17 protein-coding genes and 2 pseudogenes are annotated in these 18712 nt (G+C 69.3%); 9 read left to right on the forward strand and 10 right to left on the reverse strand.

Annotated features, from left to right (window positions below; all coding sequences use genetic code 11):
- Window positions 1–197: 197 nt before the first annotated feature.
- The 3 genes from OG223_RS09035 to OG223_RS09045 all read right to left on the reverse strand — a co-directional run bounded on the left by OG223_RS09035 (window position 198) and on the right by OG223_RS09045 (window position 3352).
- The gene (locus tag OG223_RS09035; RefSeq protein ID WP_329244952.1) at window positions 198–710 is read right to left on the reverse strand and encodes a nuclear transport factor 2 family protein; all 513 of its coding nucleotides are present in this window, start codon (window positions 708–710) and stop codon (window positions 198–200) included.
- Between the two features lie 82 nt (window positions 711–792).
- Window positions 793–1605: an oxidoreductase gene (locus OG223_RS09040; protein ID WP_329244954.1), complete on the reverse strand. Its 813-nt coding sequence runs from the start codon at window positions 1603–1605 to the stop codon at window positions 793–795.
- Between the two features lie 1105 nt (window positions 1606–2710).
- Complete coding sequence (locus OG223_RS09045; protein ID WP_329244957.1) at window positions 2711–3352, reverse strand: TetR/AcrR family transcriptional regulator; 642 nt, start codon at window positions 3350–3352, stop codon at window positions 2711–2713.
- Window positions 3353–3504: 152 nt separating this feature from the next.
- Here OG223_RS09045 and OG223_RS09050 point away from each other — a divergent pair, with 152 nt between their 5' ends.
- From OG223_RS09050 to OG223_RS09070, 5 genes are all read left to right on the forward strand, one after another.
- Entirely contained in the window at window positions 3505–4416 is a 912-nt protein-coding gene (locus OG223_RS09050; RefSeq protein WP_329244959.1) for an SDR family oxidoreductase, read from the forward strand.
- 4 nt (window positions 4417–4420) lie between these two features.
- On the forward strand, window positions 4421–5581 hold the full coding sequence (locus tag OG223_RS09055) for a hypothetical protein (RefSeq protein ID WP_329244962.1): 1161 nt from the start codon (window positions 4421–4423) through the stop codon (window positions 5579–5581).
- The gene (locus OG223_RS09060; protein WP_329244965.1) at window positions 5578–6507 is read left to right on the forward strand and encodes an alpha/beta fold hydrolase; all 930 of its coding nucleotides are present in this window, start codon (window positions 5578–5580) and stop codon (window positions 6505–6507) included. The genes OG223_RS09055 and OG223_RS09060 overlap by 4 nt, the downstream gene beginning before the upstream one ends.
- A 79-nt stretch (window positions 6508–6586) precedes the next feature.
- On the forward strand, window positions 6587–7498 hold the full coding sequence (locus tag OG223_RS09065; RefSeq protein ID WP_329244967.1) for a metal-dependent hydrolase: 912 nt from the start codon (window positions 6587–6589) through the stop codon (window positions 7496–7498).
- 23 nt (window positions 7499–7521) lie between these two features.
- A complete protein-coding gene (locus OG223_RS09070; RefSeq protein ID WP_329244969.1) occupies window positions 7522–8622 on the forward strand; it encodes a PDR/VanB family oxidoreductase in 1101 nt (366 codons plus the stop codon).
- Window positions 8623–8844: 222 nt separating this feature from the next.
- Here OG223_RS09070 and OG223_RS53930 read toward each other — a convergent pair.
- Together OG223_RS53930 and OG223_RS09075 are read right to left on the reverse strand one after the other, a co-directional pair.
- A pseudogene (locus OG223_RS53930) lies at window positions 8845–9028 on the reverse strand (IS701 family transposase); the annotation flags it as partial.
- A 141-nt stretch (window positions 9029–9169) separates the two neighbouring features.
- Window positions 9170–9541: a DUF1330 domain-containing protein gene (locus tag OG223_RS09075; protein ID WP_329244972.1), complete on the reverse strand. Its 372-nt coding sequence runs from the start codon at window positions 9539–9541 to the stop codon at window positions 9170–9172.
- Window positions 9542–10258: 717 nt separating this feature from the next.
- Here OG223_RS09075 and OG223_RS09080 point away from each other — a divergent pair.
- A pseudogene (locus OG223_RS09080) lies at window positions 10259–10664 on the forward strand (hypothetical protein); the annotation flags it as partial.
- Here OG223_RS09080 and OG223_RS09085 read toward each other — a convergent pair.
- The 4 genes from OG223_RS09085 to OG223_RS09100 form a co-directional block, all read right to left on the reverse strand.
- Entirely contained in the window at window positions 10645–12075 is a 1431-nt protein-coding gene (locus tag OG223_RS09085) for an aldehyde dehydrogenase family protein (protein WP_329244975.1), read from the reverse strand. The pseudogene OG223_RS09080 and the gene OG223_RS09085 overlap by 20 nt on opposite strands.
- 60 nt (window positions 12076–12135) lie before the next feature.
- Entirely contained in the window at window positions 12136–13218 is a 1083-nt protein-coding gene (locus OG223_RS09090) for a lipocalin-like domain-containing protein (protein ID WP_329244977.1), read from the reverse strand.
- Entirely contained in the window at window positions 13206–14312 is a 1107-nt protein-coding gene (locus OG223_RS09095) for a hypothetical protein (RefSeq protein WP_329244980.1), read from the reverse strand. The genes OG223_RS09090 and OG223_RS09095 overlap by 13 nt, the downstream gene beginning before the upstream one ends.
- Before the next feature lie 65 nt (window positions 14313–14377).
- Window positions 14378–15214: an oxidoreductase gene (locus OG223_RS09100; RefSeq protein ID WP_329244982.1), complete on the reverse strand. Its 837-nt coding sequence runs from the start codon at window positions 15212–15214 to the stop codon at window positions 14378–14380.
- Window positions 15215–15348: 134 nt separating this feature from the next.
- Between OG223_RS09100 and OG223_RS09105 the strand changes: the two genes are divergently transcribed.
- Together OG223_RS09105 and OG223_RS09110 are read left to right on the forward strand one after the other, a co-directional pair.
- Entirely contained in the window at window positions 15349–16026 is a 678-nt protein-coding gene (locus OG223_RS09105) for a TetR/AcrR family transcriptional regulator (RefSeq protein ID WP_329244984.1), read from the forward strand.
- Between the two features lie 22 nt (window positions 16027–16048).
- The gene (locus OG223_RS09110; protein ID WP_329244987.1) at window positions 16049–16366 is read left to right on the forward strand and encodes a hypothetical protein; all 318 of its coding nucleotides are present in this window, start codon (window positions 16049–16051) and stop codon (window positions 16364–16366) included.
- Between the two features lie 177 nt (window positions 16367–16543).
- Here the strand turns inward: OG223_RS09110 and OG223_RS09115 are convergent, their stop codons facing one another.
- The gene (locus tag OG223_RS09115; RefSeq protein WP_329244990.1) at window positions 16544–17599 is read right to left on the reverse strand and encodes an aldo/keto reductase; all 1056 of its coding nucleotides are present in this window, start codon (window positions 17597–17599) and stop codon (window positions 16544–16546) included.
- Between the two features lie 249 nt (window positions 17600–17848).
- Here OG223_RS09115 and OG223_RS09120 point away from each other — a divergent pair, with 249 nt between their 5' ends.
- The gene (locus OG223_RS09120) at window positions 17849–18610 is read left to right on the forward strand and encodes a FadR/GntR family transcriptional regulator (RefSeq protein ID WP_329244993.1); all 762 of its coding nucleotides are present in this window, start codon (window positions 17849–17851) and stop codon (window positions 18608–18610) included.
- Window positions 18611–18712 lie beyond the last annotated feature (102 nt).

An 18712-nucleotide genomic window follows, 5' to 3' on the forward strand; every position in this document is an offset into this window, starting at 1 on the left:
GGACGGTGCCTCCGGCAGCCGCTCCCGGGAGTCGGCTTCGCCCGTGGGGTCAGGGCGCGCCGGAGCACACCTGGGCGCCAGATACCTCGTGCGTTCCTGCGACCTGAAGCAGCCTGCCGGGGACATCGCCGGCGGCTGCCGCCAACTCCTGGAAAGGGAACGGGGCCAGACGGCCGGTGGACCTGGTGCTCTCAGGTCTACCGGGCTGTCGGCCGGGTCTTCGCGACCATGCTGCTGTCCCCCGAGGAGACCATCGCGTGAATGGGTACAGTGCTGACGCTCATGAGCGCCGCAAGGCCCCGGCGGCCCTGCTGGCGAGCGAGCGCCGGACCCATGAGGTGCATCAGGGCGGTGAGCGCGGGCATCGGACGCCCGAAGAGCGTGATCTCCGTAATACGTGCTTGGTCGTCGAGCCGCAGCAACTGCACCTCCTCGAACGACTGGGAACCCACCCGCGCCCGGTAGACCAGCGCGTACGCGTCGCCCTCGCCGGTCTGGGTGTGGTAGCGGACGTCCTTGACCGCCGCGAACGCCACGGTCAGGAAGTCACGTAGCTGGTCAGATCCCTCAAAGCGGAACTGGTCGGTGAGCGGCGAGCTGAGCACGACGTCCGGGCTCAGGCACGCGACCGCGGCATCGACGTCACCGTGTTCCTCGGCGGAGCGCCAGCTCGCCACGGTGGCGGCGGCGGAGTGCAGCGTCTCGGACATGGGTCTCTCCCGGTATCAACGGCGCGAACGAGTTTGTGGGTGGACGGGGTTTGCGGGTGGTGGGGTTTGCGGGTGGTGGGTGTCAGCCGACGAGCTTGTTCATCGTGCGGATCTGCTTGTCCAGGACCCAGGCGGGAACGAAGCGGAGCAGGCGTGCGCGTCCGGCCGTGGGGCCGGCGGCGTAGCGCAGTTTCGGCTTCGCGTCGGTCGCGGCCGTGACAACCGCCTTGGCGACCACGGCGGGGTCGTCACCGCTCTTGATCGCGTCCGCCATCAGGCGGTCGAAGACGTGCCGCTGGTCGGCGTAGGTCTGCAGGGGGGTGTCGGGCTTGGCGCTGTTGGCCTCGAACCCGGTGTTGGTGTAGGCGGGTTCGACCAGGAGCGAGCGGACGCCGTACTGCCGGACCTCGTGGTCCAGGGACTGGGAGTAGCCCTCGATCGCGTGCTTGGACGCGCCGTAGACCGCCATGTAGGGAGCGGGGATGAAGCCCTGCACGGACGAGAGGTTGATGATGCGTCCGCGCCCCCGGGCGCGCATGTGCGGCAGGACCTCCTTCACCATGCGAATGACCCCGAAGACGTTGATGTCGAAGACGCCCTGGGCCTGCGCGAGGGAGGTCTCCTCGGCCGCGCCGATCGAGCCGATGCCGGCGTTGTTGACCAGGACGTCGATCCGCCCGAACCGGTCGATCACCTGCTGGACCACCGCGGTGACCGACTTGTCACTGACCACGTCGAGGTCGAAGAACGTCACGCCCTGGAGCGGGGTGACACGTGAGGTGTCTCGGCCCGTGCCGGCCACCTCGAAACCCGCCGCGACCAGCGCGAGCGCGGTCTGCTTCCCGATGCCGGAGGAGGCGCCCGTCACGAGGGCCACCAGTCGATTTGTCGTCATCATGCACTCCCGAACTCTTGAAGGAAACCGATCGGTTTCGCCTCGCCTCACTGTAAACCGATCGGTTTCCAGTGCGCAAGCTCTCAAGCAGGGAACTGATCCCGGGCCACGTCATAGGCCGGCTTCAGGTCGAGCTGACCGGCGCCCGCCGGCATGGCGGCACGCACCGAATGAGCAGGCAGGAGAGACGTGGGAGCGCCATCCCCGCACTGCGATCGCGAGTTCGCGCTCAAGGGCTGCTACGGCACCTCCCGAGGCGATTGCCAGGCGTGTCGGTGTCACGCAGCCGTACCTCTTCGGCGTTCGAGAGCGTGGCCAAAAGGATGAGGGGCAGCTCTGCCGAGGCGATTGCCAGGCATGTCTCGGCCCACCCCGAAACACCTCGGATGCATATGCAGGGATACGCCGTCGCGGTAGCCACCGACGCGCGGGCAATGACCAGATCGGCGAGCGTCCGGGCCGGCCGGATGAGGCTCCGGGAAACGGTGACCATGCCCTGCCGCCGGGCGCCGATGCCGACAAGACCACAGCCTCCCCCGCGCCCGGCTGCTCATCAATTCCCTTATGTTCATCGGGCTTTACCCCGGGTGCCGGGGAGCAAGGGCATCAGGTCACGCGGGCCGTGCCGGTTACCAGAGACCGACATCAGCTCGGAGAACACATCCGTCACCGAACCTGCCCGGAAAGGCGATACGTCATCGCATGCCTGCCGCATCGAGCAGGGCGGCCACAGCGAACGCGATAAGCCCGGCCTCGGTGGGAAAAGGGCGTCAGCCCTCCCTTGATCCGGTGTGCCACCTGGCTCGCAGGGCAGGGCACTCAGCGGGCCTGGGCATGTGCAGGCGTCCGGCGACAACGGCAGGGTCGGGTCCGTCGCGGGCCAGGACCCGGGGCGCGCGCCGGCAGCGCAGGCGGCAGGTGATCCGCGATCGTTCAGCAGTTCCCGCGACGCGACGGGCCCGCCGTGGTTCGCAGCCGCTCAGCCCGATCGCGCTGCGTCGCTTCCGGATGGATGACGGGTGCGAGACCCGTCCGACAGTCGAAAACCAGCAGGTGCGCCGCACCTGCGTTCATCGTGTCCCTGAAGGAATCCGGGCCGGCGTGATCAGGACTGATCGCTGATGGCTCGGTAGGCCGCGATGAACAGGGTGTAGGACAGGTCGATCAGTTCTTCGACGGCTGCCTTCTGGTGACCGAGCGTCCAGTCCACGAGGAGTTCGTTGACTCCGCCGACCAGGCTCATCGCGGTCATGGCGAGCCGGCTGGAGGAGGCTTCCGGGGCGGGGAGCGGTCCGACGACGGCGGCGACCATCGCGGCGAATTCGTGCAGGACCTCACGGCGACGCACTTCGAGGCGGGGACTGGCGCCCACGACCTCGATGAGCACCAAGCGGGCCATGCGGGCGTCGCCGGCCAGTGTGCGGATGAACACCTCAAGACCGGCGCGCAGTTGGGCGTCGACATCGGGTGCGGCGGCGGCAGCGGCCTGCGCGGTTTCGGCTTGGATCGTAGCGATCAGGTCGTTGTAGACCCCGGCGAGAAGGTCTTCGCGGTCGCGGAACGACTCGTAGAAGTAGCGCTGGGTCAGTCCGGCATGCGAGCACACCTGCTTGACGGAGACCGACGCGTATCCGGACGTGCCGAACAGGTCGAGGCCCGCCTGGATGAGTCGGGTGCGGCGCTCCTGCTGTCGTTGCGCCGCTTCACGTCCGCCGTAGCGCCGCCCGGCGGTCTGTGTGGCGGTCATTTCTCCCCTTCGCAGAGGTGTTGACACCGGTGTGCTCCGAACTGACACTCTAGCTTGTCAGTTCATCTGACACGTCAACGTGTCAGAAGCGTGTGGGGGCCGCTTGCCGCTCAGCGGTCCGCTCGTGCCCAGGGCAAGGAAGGGGCTCGACCGTGGCAGCACCGCCCAAATACCCGTACACATTCAGCCGGAGAGACCGCGAGGGGCTCTCCCGCACACAACCGCTGACCGGCCGAGTGATCGCGGTCACCGGGGCGGGCCGCGGGATCGGGCGTGCCGTCGCAGCCCGGCTCGCTGCGGCCGGAGCCGCCGTGGCGATCGGCGATCTCGACGCGGAGCTTGCCAGGGAGACGGCCGGCGCCATCGGCGCGCGTCCCGGTGGCCGACTGCTCGGGCTGTCTCTCGACGTGACCGACACTCCTTCCTTCGATGACTTCCTGCGCACCGTCGAGACCGAGCTGGGGCCGATCGACGTACTGATCAACAACGCCGGAATCATGTGGGTGGGCCCTTTCGCGGAGGAACCGGAGGAAGCCGCCCTGCGCCAGTTCGACGTCAACGTCCACGGCGTACTGCGTGGGATGAAACTCGTGATCCCGGGGATGCGGAAACGCGGGCGCGGCCACGTGGTGAACATCGCCTCCGCCGCCAGCAAGGTCGCCCCGGCGGGCGAGGCGACCTACGCGGCGACGAAGCACGCCCTCCACGGCTACAGCACAGCCGTCCGCGCCGAACTGCGCGGCACCGGAGTGCACGTGTCCCTGGTGATGCCCGGCGTCGTGGACACCGAGCTGGCCGTGGGCACCGCGACCGGCCCCACCCGGCGCCTGACGACGGATCAGGTTGCCGACGCGGTGCTCGACGTCGTGCTGCGCCCGCGGTTCGAGGTCTTCGTTCCACGCCGGATAGCAGCCCTGACCCGGTTGGCCGCGCTGCTGCCGGGCCGCGCCCGCGACGCCCTGCATCACCTCCTTGTCCCCGACCAGCTCGCCGCTCTGCCCGACCGGTCGGTCCGCGCGGCCTACGAGCAACGCACCCGGACCGCCCGCCTGCCCGAAGGATGAGCCCGTGACCACCACGCCCAAGCCGGCGCCCAGCGCGAAGAAGGCCCAGGACAAGGCCGAGGACGAGGCCCAGGACGCCGCCGCTCCGCGTCCCATCCCCGAATTCGAAGGTGTCCACGACGTATGGCCCCGCGGTGACCGGCTGCGCGCCGTGCGCAGTGCGGCGGCCACCTACCGTGAGCGGTTCGTCCAGCAGGGCCGCATCCACGCCGTCCGCAGTTTCGACATCGCCGCCGCCCCGTACCCGACCCGGTTCGGCTTCCACGGCGCCGCGCTCGCCGTCAACCCGTTCGTGAGCATCGTCAACCGGATGCTCGTCGTGCAGTTCGACGGCTTCGACGGTGAGCCGAAAACACTGGTGTGGGAGCCGACCGTCGCCGCCGGAACGGCTCAAGCGCCGTTCTACGCCCAGCTCAAGCGGCTGGCGGGGGACTTTCTCACCGAGCACGTTTTCGCCCGCTTCTACCAGGATCCGGACACCGTCCTGCCCTCCTGCGGTCTGCGACCCGAAGACGTGGACTTCGTCAGCTTCGACCACCTGCACGTCCAGGACGTGCGCATGATCATGGGAAGTACCAGCACGATTCCGGGCGAACGGGCGCCGCGCGAAGCCCTGTTCCCGCGCGCCCGGCTGCTGGTGCACCGCAGGGAGCTGGGCACCTTCGAATCGGTGCATCCGATGCAGTGGGCCTGGTACGTCGACGGAGGCATGGACGGGGTGCCGGGCGAGCGCGTCACCGCCTTCGACGGCGATGTCGAACTCGGTGTCGGCGTCAGCCTGTTGTGGACCCCCGGCCACACGGACGGCAACCACTCCCTGGTGCTGAACACCCCCGACGGCGTGTGGGTCTCCTCCGAGAACGGCATCTCGGCCGACAACTGGCAGCCCGATCTCTCCCGCATCCCCGGGGTGCGCCGCCACGCCGCGTTCTACGGCCAAGAGGTGGTGCCCAACGCCAACACCCTGGAGGACTCTCTCGACCAGTACGACTCCATGGTCAAGGAGAAGACCCTCGCCGACCCCAGCCGGCGCGATCCGCGCTGGCTGCAGATCCTGCCCTCCTCGGAGCTGGCCCCCTTCAAGCGGCACTGGCCGGTCCTGCCCAGCTTCTTCCACGGCGGTCTGGACTACGGCGAGTTGACCCCTGCCGGTGGTGGCCGATGACCGGCCCGGCCGCCCGCCGGATCGCAGGGGTCGGCGTGGAGTTGGCCGCCTACCAATGGGGAGCGTCCACGGCTCCTGCGGTGGTGCTGGTCCACGGCTATCCGGACACCAGCGCCGTGTGGCGCCCGGTCGCCGAGCGCCTGGCCGACCAATTCCACGTCACGGCCTTCGACGTGCGGGGAGCCGGTGCCTCCCACCGGCCCAGGGGGCTGCGCGCCTATCGGATGTCCTGTCTGGAAGCCGACCTGGAGGCGGTGCTCGACGCCGTAAGCCCCGACCGCCCGGTGCACCTGGTCGGACACGACAGGGGATCGATCCACTCCTGGGAGTCGGTCACCGGCACCCGCCTGGCCGGGCGGATCGCCTCGTTCACCTCCATCTCCGGACCCTGCCTGGACCACGTCGGCCACCTGATCCGTGCCCGCCTCCGACCCCGGCATCCGGATCTGCCGAAGATGCTGCGACAGGCCGCACGGTCCTGGTACATCGCCTACTTCCATTTCCCGCTCCTGCCCGCCCTGACCTGGAGAGCACTGGGACACCGCTGGCGCGCCTTCCTCACCGGCTCCCAAGGCGTGCCCGGGGACACCCCCTACCCCGCGCAGACGCTGGCCCGCGACGCCGTGGTCAGCACCGCGCTCTACCGCGCCAACATGCTGCCCCGCCTGCTGCGCCCCCGGGACCGGCGAACCACTGTCCCGGTTCAACTCATCATCCCCACCCGCGACTTCTGCGTCACCCCAGTGCTGTCGTACAGAGTGGAGCACTGGACGGGCCGGATACAACGGCGCCCGATCGACGCCGGGCACTGGGTACAGCTCAGCCACCCCGAGGAGATCGCGTCCCGGATCGCGGAATTCGCCCACCGCATCGAGGACGGCTCCCGCCGCACTCACACTCCGGGCCACACCGCGTATCCGATCTGACAGCCCAACAGACCACCAGTACTGGACGTCTGCCTGACCGCCCCTTCGCACACACCGACCGCTGACGGAGGAACCTGTCATGTTCCGAGCCGCACATGCCCACCCGGAGCGTCCGTCCGAGCCCATCGACCACCACGACCTGGTGCTGCAACCCCGGGACGTCACCTTCGACTGGGGCACCACCCCGCTGCACTGGCTGCCGGGTGAGCCCTTCGCGACCCACACCTTCGATGTGCTCCACCTCATGCTCCCCGAACTCGAACGCTGGTTCGTGCGCACCTTCGAGCAGGCACTGCCACTGATCACCGACGACCGGCTGCGCGAGGACGTGCGCGGTTTCATCGGCCAGGAAGCGATGCACGCCGAGGCGCACCAGGAGGTCCTGGAGCACCTGCTCGCCAAGGGGCTGGACCCGACTCCGTACACCCTGCAGTCCGAATGGATCTTCCGCAGGGTGCTCGGAGACCGGCCGGAGCTGACACCGGCCGCCACCCACGCGCACCTCCTCCAACGACTCGCCCTCATAGCGGCCTTCGAGCACTTCACCGCGTACATGGGTCACTGGATTCTCAGCAACGGGCACCTGGACCAGGTCGGCGCGGACCCCGCGATGCTCGATCTGTTCCGCTGGCACGGCGCGGAAGAGGTCGAACACCGCTCGGTCGCATTCGACCTGCTGGTGCACCTCGATCCCCGCTACCGGCGCCGCGTGGTCGGCATGCTCGTCACCGCTCCGGTGCTGACCCGGTTGTGGATCCGCGGAGTCCGCTTCCTGATGAGCGCCGACCCCGAACTCGACGACCGGGTCAAGGTCCGCTTCCGCGACTACCTGGCCGCGGCCCGCAAGGACCTGTTGCCCCCGCCGGTCTCGTTCGCCCGCTCGGTGCTGCGCTACTTCCGCCCCGGCTACCACCCGACCCAGGAGGGCTCGACCCAGCAGGCGGTCGCCTACCTGGCGGCGTCCCCTGCCGCCCGAGCGGCTGCCCAGTGACCCGGCAACCAGCAAGGCCTCCCATGAACACCATCACATCCGTCACCCGGCCGCCGGACCTGTACGGCAGGCCGCGCAGCGACTCCTTCATGCAGAAGCTGGCGGCTTTCAGCGACAACGCGGTCACGCGCCTCGCGCGGCGCAGCACTCCTCCCCGGCGTCCGCCGGCCACCGAGATGCCCGTGATCCGGGAACTGGTGGTCGCCACCAAGCACCAAGAGGCCGAGGACGTCGTCTCCCTGCGGCTGGCAGCACCCGACGGGTCGAAACTCCCGCCCTGGCAGCCCGGCGCCCACATCGAACTGCACCTGCCCTCCGGCCGCAAGCGGCAGTACTCCCTGTGCGGCGACTCCGCCGATCGGTACCGGTACCGCATCGCGGTGCGCCGCGTCGCCAACGGGGCAGGCGGTTCGGCCGAGGTGCACGACACCCTCGGAGAGGGCATGAGGGTCGCCATCTCCGGGCCCCGCAACGCCTTCCCCTTCGCCGCAGAGGCATCCATCCTGCTCATCGCGGGCGGCATCGGCATCACCCCCATCCTGCCGATGGCCCGAGAAGCCGCCCGCCGCGGGCTGGACTGGAGGCTCGTGCACACCGGCCGCAGCCGCGCCTCGATGCCCTTCGCGGCAGAACTGGCCGAACTCGCGGCCGCAGCCCCTGGCCGGGTCTCCATCCGTCCTGACGACGAGTCCGGCGTGCCCGAAACAGCCGATCTGTTGAACTTGAGCCCGGCGGCGGGTGCGGTGTACTGCTGCGGGCCCGCGCCCATGATCGACGGCGTTCGGCGCGCGTTCGGTGACAGCCGCGCGTCCGCCCTGCACTTCGAGCGTTTCGCCCCGGCCCCGATCACGGACGGCCGTCCCTTCGAACTCCAACTGGGCGACACCGGACGGGTTCTGCCGGTGCCGTACGACCGCTCCGCCCTGGATGTTCTCCAGGAGGCACTGCCGGACCTGCCCTTCTCCTGCCGCCAGGGGTTCTGCGGCACCTGCCGGGTACGGGTGGCCCAGGGCCATGTCGATCACCGTGACCGCCGGCTCACCGCCACCGAACGCGCGGCCGGCGCCATGCTGCCCTGCGTCTCACGTGCACCGGAAGGAGAGCGGTTGGTGCTGGAGGTGTGAGCGATGTCCGAGCGCCCGTCGAGGAAGTCTTGCGTGACGCCGTCAGAGGGGTCTGCACGGTGAGCGGTGTAACTCTTGCGCTGGAAGCGGCAGTTGATGACTGACGTGACGAGTGACACCGAGGCCCGGAAGGCTGCCTCCTGCAACATCTGACCAAGCGGGTGCTGGAGTCTGCGCCGGACGGCGAGCTCACTGATCATCTGGGGCACGAGTCCGGTGAGCGGGCCGAGGGTGGCCGGCGGATTCGGCCCGTTGCCAGCCGTTCTTGCGGCCGACCGGGCCGAGCAGGGGCACGGACGTAGTCCCGCATACGGCGTCGCAGCTCCGCGCGGCCGAAGCGGTGGCCGACGCGGAGAAAGAGGTCTTCGAGTTCGCGGTCCCAGGTGGTGTCCGCAAGGTCGTCGATCACGTTGGGAGACTGCCAGGATCGCACCGCGGCCAGTTCTGGTATCGACTCCTTGGAGGGGCGGTCCGCCAAGACCGCCCCTGACACGCCATCAGCCAACTACACTCCGCCGGCTCATCCGACTCCGTTGCGATGCGGGTTTCAAGGCTTGAGCACCGCCAGTACATCGTCGAGCGAAACGTTGGCGGGGTCACTCATATCGAGACCATCGAACGTCTGCCAGACATAGGACGCCGTCCCGTTCTCCCGCAGCGGATGGAAGTCGGCCAAGTCCGGAGCGTCCCGGAACTTGTTGAACGCCTCTTCGGACTCCCATTCGACGACAAACAGAACCTGCCGTGGCGCGAGGTCACCGGCTACGGTGTCTCGGAAACGACCAAACGCCACCATTCGACCACCGTATTGCGGAGCCTCTTCAGGCAAACGGCGGAAGTACGCGAGGTACTTCTCCAAATCGGCCACGTCAAACATATTCAGGGCGTAGAACTTCTTCTTCTGTGAATTCGCACTCATTGCCAATACCCTCTCCGGTATCAGGAAACTGGCGTTCGCTGCTCTAGGCGGGCGCGGGGCACCGGCGGCAGGACGCGCGCATTGTTGATGATGATGTTGACGTCGATCGCGACTTGCGTCATCTCGGAGACCGACTGTGAAGAACGCACTTCCGGCGCTCGGGCGAAGACTGAGGCCGCGGGAATCCGGCGACGCTTCCCGTGCCATTGGGTACACCTTTCCGGCCCCGTGCGGCACACAGCCTCGTCGACCAACGCCGCACCGAGACCCCCGCAGCCACTATCGACGGAGTACCAGGGCGGCTGCCTTTTGCGTCGCACGGGGAAGCCATCCGCACTCCTAAGCAATGGGGGTCGGAACCCGCCCGCCTCCACAGCGAGAAACCGATCGGTTCCCTCAGCGTAAACCGATCGGTTTTCGCACGCAAGTCCGAGTGGGGGGCGCCGTTCGGTGCCCCCGGTCGATCCCGGCGGCCTCGTCCGGTCGCTCACGCCGTCGTCGTGTCTTGGCGCTGCACGCGACCCCGCAGCGTCAACGGCGACAAGGCCACGCTGGAGCGATCCCTCGCCCGTATTGCGAAGCAACCCCACTCCGGCCCGGCGACAGACGCCGCCCCAACTACCGCTGCGTCGCCCACCAAGATCCGGACCATACGCGGGCCGGAGCCTGCCAACTCCCCTACCGACGGCACATTTATACGGGTCAGACGCATGCAACGGCTGTGTACTCGGCACGTTGCTCGGCGGCCGGCCACCGTCCTGGCCGTCGCCGCGCTCTGTCTGCCCGTGGCACTCGACGTTCTGAAAGGGATCCCGACAGGACGTGGACGGCGGCGGCGAGAGACGACCGGCGGACCGGACCGGACCCGCGCGTGGAGTTCGCCCGGCTCGCCGAGCCGAGGCTGATCCTGGTGATGCTGCTCGGCGCGCTGGTGAACGCGGCGGCCTTCGCCGCCTTCACCTTCCTGGCCGGCTCGTGCCCGACCGCCGCACTCGACATCGGCGCCGCCGCAGGACCACTCGTCGCCGCGACCACCCTCACCACACCGGCCGCACTGCTCATCGCGTTCCCTCCGCGCACGATGATCGCGCCCGGCCGGCGGACTACCGAAGTGCGACGCTGACCGTCTTGAGCTGGGTGTACTCGTACAGGGCCGCGATGCCCTTCTCCCGGCCGATGCCGCTCATCTTGTACCCGCCGAACGGTGTCTCGACGCCCATCACCCCACCGTTGACGGCGACTTGACCGGCCTCGATGCGGTGGGCCAGGGCGATCCCACGGGCGGCGTCGCCGCACCACACGGCGCCGGCCAGGCCGTACTCGGTGGCGTTGGCGAGGGCGACGGCCTCGTCCTCGGTGTCGAACGGCATGGCGACCAGCACCGGCCCGAAGACCTCCTCGCGTGCCACCTGCATGTCGGGCTTGACGTCGGTGAGGACGGTCGGCTGGACGTAGAGCCCCCGCTCGGGCACGCCGTCCTCGTACTCGTGCCCGCCGACGGCGGCATGGGCGCCCTCCTGCCGTGCGGTGGCGAGCATCCCGAGGACCTTGTCGAACTGCGGTGGGGTGACGATCGGGCCGAAGTCCTCGCCGGGCCGCTTGGCGTCCAGGATCGCGCCGATACGACGGACCAGCTCGTCCTGCACGCCACGCTCGACCAGCAGCCGGGTGGTCGCGGAGCAGACCTGCCCGGAGTTGACCAGGACGGACATCGCCGCCGCCCTCGCGGCGGCGTCGAGGTCGGCGTCGGCGAAGACCAGGATCGGGCTCTTGCCGCCCAGTTCGAGGGCGGCCGGTACGACGCGCTCGGCGGCGATGCGGCCGATGGCCCGGCCGGTGGCGGCCGAGCCGGTGAAGCTGATCCGGCGGACGAGGGGGTGGGAGACCAGCGGGACGCCGACGGCGGGGCCGAGTCCGGTGACGATGTTGAGGACGCCGTCGGGCAGTCCGGCCTCGGCGGTGATCCGGCCCAGCTCCAGGGAGGTGGCGGAGGTGAACTCGCTCGGTTTGAGCACGACCGTGTTGCCGGCCGCCAGCGCGGGGGCGATGCCGCGGCTGCCCTGGTTGAGGGGGCCGTTCCACGGGGTGATGACGGCGACGACGCCGTAGGGCTCGTGCCGGGTGTAGGTCAGGTTCTGCGGGCCCTGGTCGATCGTGTCGCCGGCGAGGGTGCGCACGATGGAGCCGTAGTAGTCGAAGTAGTCGGCGGCGATGAGGAGTTCCATGCGGGCGGGGACGGGCAGTTTGCCGCCCTCGGCGCATTCCAGCTCGACGAGCCGGTCGATGTTCTCCCGGATGCCGGCCGCGACGGAGATGAGGAGCCGGGAGCGCTCCGCGGTGGACGTCCGCCCCCAGGCAGGCTGGGCCCGGTGGGCGGCGAGGACGGCGCGCTCGACGTCCTCGGCGGAGCCGTCGGCGATGCGGAGCACCGGTTCGCCGTCGTGGGGGCTGGTGGAGTCCAAATGGCGGCCCGAGACGGGCGGCACCGGGTGGCCGTCGATCCAGTGCTCGAACTGCGGGATGGTGCTGGTCATGACGTTCTCCGTTCTTCCGGCGGCGCAGTCCCAGGCCTGGTTCCAGGCCCGGTTCCAGGCCTAGTTCCAGAGGCCGAACTGCTCGACATAGGCGTCACCCGTGACCGGTCGCCCCTGGTAGGTGCCGCGCACCGATGAGTCGGCCTCGTTGATTCCCGGTGTGAACGGCTGGTTCGCCTGGATCTCCTGGAGCACGGGCTCGGCGGTCACGACGAGTTCGGTGTGCAGGGCGGGGATCGTGACGGTCCACTTGCCGGCGTAGCGCTGGCCGGTCGTGGGGCTGGTCTCGAAGCGGGTGGCCCGCGGGGCGAGCGGATCGACCGAGACAACGCGGTGCGTGCCGTCGGGACCGAGCACGGTGGCCCAGTGCTTTTCACCGTTGTCGTCGAACAGGTCCCACAGGTTGAGGACTTGACCGTTGTCGAGCCGCACGGCCATCCAGGTCCACTTGTGCAGCGTGTCCCAGTTCCAGTCGCCCCACTGGCGGTCGAGCCAGGACGTGCCGGTGACCTGCCGGGTCGAGCCGTCCAGTGTGAGGGTGCCGGTGGTCTGCAGGTCGGGCAGCGAGTAGTAGTAGCTGGTGTCGTCCAGGAAGGGGAACAGGCCGGTGCCGTTGTTGTAGAGCGCGGGGCCCACGGCCTTCAGCTTGAGGTCCAACACCCCCTTGCCCTGGGGCAGTCCGGCCTTCAGGTGCATGGCGTCGAGCGGGCCGGACAGTGACGCGTTCGGCATCCGTACATCGAGTTCGCCGGCGGACGCGCTGAACTGGTCGGGCTTGAACGCCTTCTGCTCCGAGGTGTACGCCCCGGTCTCCTCGTCGGTGATGGAGATCTGCGTGATGCCCTTGCGGCTGAGCTGCACCTCGTAGCCGTACTTGTGACCGCCGGCCCGGATGTGACCGACGGTGTACCACCACTCCTGCTGGGAGTTCGGGTGTGCCGCCTGGTCGGCGGGGAGGTGGACGAAGGTGGGGAAGCCCGGGTCGGTGCCCGGACCTGGCCGCGACGCCTCCTGCGAAACGGGGTGTGCGTGGCCGCTCGCGGCGTCGTCCGCCGCGGCCATTCCGACGGAGCCCGCGAGGGCGACTCCGGCAAGGGCGATCGCCGTCGCCCGGCGTCCGTGGAGCCGGTTCACTGTGCGCATCGGTCTTCTCCTCTGAACGTGTCGGCCGGGTGTGACCAGCGCGTGGGCGAAGGGGAGTTGTGGGCCCGGCCGCGCACGATCTCGGCCAGGCGGGCGGCCTGTTCGTCGACGGCCTGGGGTCCGTTGCCGGTCAGCAGTGAGTGGTCGGCGTCCCAGATCACCTTGGCGGCCGAGGGGTTGAGAGTGAGGTTGACGTCGTAGTCGGCTTCCTTGAGCGCCACGTCGACGTAGTAGGTCAGGCGCGTGCGTTCGCCGGGCACCTTCGGGTAGTTGAACGCGAGCACGGTCTTTTCGCCGTACTTGGCCACGGTGGTGATCCGTGCGCCCTTGAAGCCATGGTCGGGATCGGTCGTGACGGTCCCGTCGCCGTCGACCCGGTAGCGCGCCGAGGTGAGGGCGATCGGGGCATGGCAGATGAGGGATATCGGGACGTCGACCTCGCGCAGGGTGTGGAGCAACTCCCCCATCCACGGGTTGTCGTGGAAGTCGACCATCGGGCCGTGTCCGCCGGGCATGTGCACGAAGGCCAGGTCCGCCAGCGAGAAGTCGGAGGCGGGATCGCGGTGCCGTTCGATCAACTGCCGGATGGACAGGTACTCGCGCTGCGGCAGCGCCTCGAAGCCGGCGACGACATCGCCTCGGACGGAGACGGCCTCCGCGTCGGTCCTGGGAAGCGGCTCGGAGACCAGGACGCGGCCGAGAAGCCGGTGGGCGAGGGCGAGTTCGGTGTCGCGGCGCTTGAGGAGGTCCGGGTTCTTCTCGCGCAGCTTCTCGGGGCTGAACCGCTCGACCCCGCTCTGCATGGTGGTGCGGGCGGTGGCGAGACCGAGGTTTCCGCCCGCCTGGAAGTTGAGAGCGAGTCCGTTGACGTCGAGCTGCGGGAGTTGGCCGTCCGGCGTGGCCAGGATGAAGTCGTAGTCGTTCTCGAACTGCGCCATCACGGCGGCGAGTTCGACGAGGAAGAACCCGGTCGGTATCCCTGGGTGCCCGGCGGGCGCGCTCAGCGGGAGCACGCGTGCCGACGACAGGACGATCAGGGCCTTGGGCCGAGGGCTGGTGGATTCGGACATGGTCTTGCCTCCGCTTTCGGGCATGGTCTTTCCTTCACTGCTGAATGGGCGGCGGATTCTTGGGAGTTGCCGGTGTCAGAGCGGCGCGTTCACGCCGGCACACCGGACGAGCGTTTGACGAGCGCGTCGAAGCCGCGGTCCGGCAGCAGCCTGCTGAGGAAGATGAGGGGGCGCGCTCCGAAGCCGACGCGGTAGCGGGTGCGCGGACGGCGGGCCGTCGCCGCCGTGACCACGGCCTTGCCGATGACGGTGGCGGGTGAGGTCATGCGGGAGCCGGGCCGCGAGCTTCGCTCCAGGGACGCGGCCATCGCGTCGGCCTGCTCGGCGTACGGCCCCTGGGAGGAGGTGGCACGCAGCTTGTCGGCCGCGATCGCGCCCCACGCGGTCCGGATGGAGCCGGGTTCGATGAGCACGACGTCGATTCCGAACCGCTTGAGTTCCAGGCGCAGTGCGTCGCTGAGGCCTTCGACCGCGTACTTGCTGGCGTGGTACCAGGCGCCCATGGGTGTGGCGAACCGGCCGCCCATGGAGCTGATGTTCACGATGGTGCCGCTTCCCTGGGCGCGCATGTGCGGCAGGACGAGCTGGGTCAGCCGCGCGAGGCCGAACACGTTCACCTCGATCTGGGCGCGGGCCTCCTCCATGGGTACGTCCTCCAGCGCGCCGTAGGAGCCGTAGCCGGCGTTGTTGACGAGCACGTCGATGCGGCCCTCGGCCGCGATGATCTCGGCGACCGCGTTGCCGGTGGAGGTCTCGCTGGTGACGTCGAGCGCGAGCGTGCGCACGCCCGACGCCGCCAGGGTGCTCATCCGGTCGGTGCGCCGGGCCGTGCCGTAGACGATGAAGCCGGCCTGCTGAAGCTGTCGGGCGGCGGCTTCGCCGATGCCTGAGGAGGCGCCGGTGACCAGGGCTACTTTCTTCGTCATTGCGGATTCCTCACGAGTCATGGACCTGATGGCGAACCGGCCCCAGCTAACAGACCGGCGGGCTCTTCGGACTCCTCGAGCATAAGAGACCTTCGGTCTCTACACAAGGGACCGGGGGTCTGTAATATGTCGGCATGAACACGTTCCAGCGCGCCAGAAACGAGGAGCAGCGCGAAGTGCGCCGCCGGAGCATCCTGGAGACGGCGGCGACGATGCTCAGCGAGATGCCGGTCTCGGCCTTGAGCCTCAATGAGCTCAGCCGCCGGGTGGGACTGGCGAAGTCCAACGTCATGCGCTACTTCGAGTCGCGCGAGGCGGTCCTCCTGGACCTCCTGGAGAGCCTGACCCGCGATTTTCTGACGGAGGTGGTCGATCAGCTCCCCGCCTGCGTCGACCGGACGGGCTCCGCGACCGCGAGGGCGAAGGCGGTGGCATCGAGCCTGGCCGCGTCGTTCGCGTCCCGCCGGATGCTCTGCGAACTGCTCAGCGCCCAGGCCGGCATCCTTGAGCACAACGTCTCCGCCGAACTGGCCGCCCGGTACAAGCGGGGGGCCCACGACGGTCTCGCCGGTCTGGCAGGCATGCTGCGGGAGATCCTCCCCGAGCTCGGCGACCGCGAGGCCGCCGAAGCGGCCAGCATGACGATCGTTCTCGTCGGAGCACTGTGGACACACAGCCATCCGGCGGAGGCCGTCCGCACCGCCTACGCCACCGACCCGAGCCTCGTGTTCCTCCGCACCCCCTTCGCCGCGACGCTGGAGCGGGCGATCACGATCTATCTGATCGGCCTGCTGTCCGCCTCCGACCGGTGATCACGGCCGCCATACTCCCCGCATGGACACACCGATCGGCCCCGTGATCATTTTCGACGACGACTTCTACATGTACGTCCTGAGGGACCGGGCCTCCGCCGAAGCGTGGTGGGAGATGCCCGACGAGTTCACTCACGGATTCGACGCACTGGCCAGGCCCCTGGGGATGACGGGCGAGCCCCATCAGGTCCGCCTCGAACTGACCGGCGGGGCGGCGGACGAGGCAGAGCTGCGCCGGTTGGTCGCCGGCCACTACCGGCGCCATCTGCGCGGACAGGAACCGCCGCGGACGTCTTCCCTGTCGGACTTCGTGGCGGCGCTGCCCCGCGAGGGACGGTGACCCTCACAGCTCGGCGGTGTCGGTTCCCAGGCGGAGGCGGGCCGCGCCGGACGTGACGGAGCCGAGGCCACCTGAGGCGCCTTGCTCCACGCCGACCACCTCGGCCGCCTCGGACTCCGGTCACCCCGGCAAGTCCTCCTGAACTCCCCTCACTTGCGCGCCCCATCGCCCTCCCGCTCACTCCCGCCCTGCTGTTCCGTTCCGCGGGGCGGGGCCGCACCCCTCCGTAGCCGCCCCCGTGCCCAGGGCGTCGGACATGCCGTGCGACCGGTCGGTTGCCGCCGTGTCGAGGTCCCGCCACGCCTCCTCGGTCAGATCCGTGGCGGCCCAGCGGACAGCGGACCTGACCTCCTCCGGAGTGCGGAAACCCGCGACCACGCAGGCCACACCGGGGGCGCGCAGCGGAAAGCGCAGGGCGGCATGCGGGAGTGCGGTGCCGTGTCGCGCGGACACCTCGGCGAGGAGCCGGGCGCGGCGCAGTGCCGATTCCGGCGCGGGGCCGTAGTCGAAGGTGGCGTCGCTCGCGGGGTAAGTGCGGCTGAGGAGCCCGGAGTTGAAGGGGGCGGCGGCCACCACCGCGACCCCGCGTTCGGCGCACGCGTCCAGCAAGCGGCGGGCGGTGCGGTCGAGGAGGGTCCACCGCCCGGCCACCATCACGGCGTCGACCTCCGCCTCCGCGACGATGCGCAGCAGCGGGGCGACCGCGTTCATGCCGACCCCCACGGCACCGATGACACCCTGGTCGCGCAGGGCCGTCAACGCCGGCAGGGCGTGGTCGAGGGCCGCGTCCAGGTGGTCGTCCGGGTCATGGACGTACACGATGTCCACATGGTCAAGTCGCAGGCGGTCCAGGCTGCTTTCGAGGCTTCGCAGTACGCCGTCCCGTGAGTAGTCGGGGCGGCGGACCAGCGTGTCGGGTACGGCGAAGCCTCCTGCCGTCAGGTCGGATCCGGTGGGTGCCGGGTGGGGTTCCAGCAGTCGGCCGACCTTGGTGGAGACGGTGAACTCCGTCCGTGGCCGGTGCGCGAGGGCGTCGCCGAGTCGCCGTTCGGACAGACCGAGGCCGTAGTGCGGGGCGGTGTCGTAATAGCGCACTCCCGCGTCCCAGGCGGCATCGAGGGTGGCCCGTGCCTGGCCGTCGTCGACCTGGCTGTGGAGGTTGCCGATGGAGGCGGCGCCGAATCCCAGCGCGCCGACCTGGACGCTCGTACGACCGAGTGGGCGTGCCCTCACGAGGTTCCCGCTTCCACGGCCCTCGCCGCATAGAGAAGGGATCTGCTTCATCTGGCAGGCAGGACCCTAAGGATGGGATCCATTTCGCGCAACATCCTGACAGGAGTGCGTAGTTCATCATGTTTTGTCAGCGTATTCGCAGGACTTCAGCCCGAGATGCGTCCGATCTCTTCCCAACTCACAGCCCCAGTGCCATATTGGCCCCGGAAAATGAACCTGATTCATCCGTGAAGCAAGAGGGGATTCGCCTTGGGCGACTCAACACCGGCCTACCGTCCGGGGTATGAACTGGTCGCGGAGCAACTGCTGGAGTACATAACCCAGCAGAACCTGCGCCCCGGCGACCGCCTCCCCACCGAACAGGGCCTGGCCGAGATCCTGGGAGCATCCCGCAACGTCACCCGGGAGGCCGTGAAGGTGCTGGCCGCCATCGGCCGGCTCCAAGTGCGGCGCGGTGCGGGCATCTTCGTCGCCGCCTCGGTCGGCGGGCTGCTGGACGACGAGCTCTCGCACTTCCGGCCGACCGGCATGGAAGACGTCCGCATGCTCCTGGACTACCGCAAGGTGATCGAGTCGGAGACCGCACGCCGTGCCGCCTCCCACGCCACCCCGATCGAGGTCCGGGCCATACGGGAGAGCGCGGAGAGCTCCCTGACGGCGGCCACGATGAACGACGTGGACACCTTCGCCAAGGCGGACGCGGCGTTCCACGACGCGGTGGGAGCCGCCTCGCACAACGTGTTCCTGAGGGCGAGCGTCGCCGGCGTACGGCGCCTGGCCTCCCAGTCCGACGTACTGCTCTTCCACGGTGACGTGCCCGGATCGCTGGAAGTCGCCGCCCATCAGCACGTTGCCATAGCGGAGGCGGTCGCCGCGGGGGCGGCCGATCTCGCCGAGCGGCTGATGGTGGAACACATCGCCACCACCCAGAGCCAGTTCGAGAACAAGATCCGTGACCGGCTGTTCAGTCCCGGGGCCCAACCGCCCTCCCCGGAGGCGCCGGCCTCGTAGCACCGGCCGCCCCCGCATGTGCCGCGGCACGGCGATCGGGCCGCCCGACGCCCTCAAGTCCCGGTGGACGACCGGGACTTGCAGGTATCAACCTCCCTCAGG

This window comes from Streptomyces sp. NBC_01478 (genome assembly GCF_036227225.1).
In the GTDB taxonomy this organism is placed as follows: Bacteria; Actinomycetota; Actinomycetes; order Streptomycetales; family Streptomycetaceae; genus Streptomyces.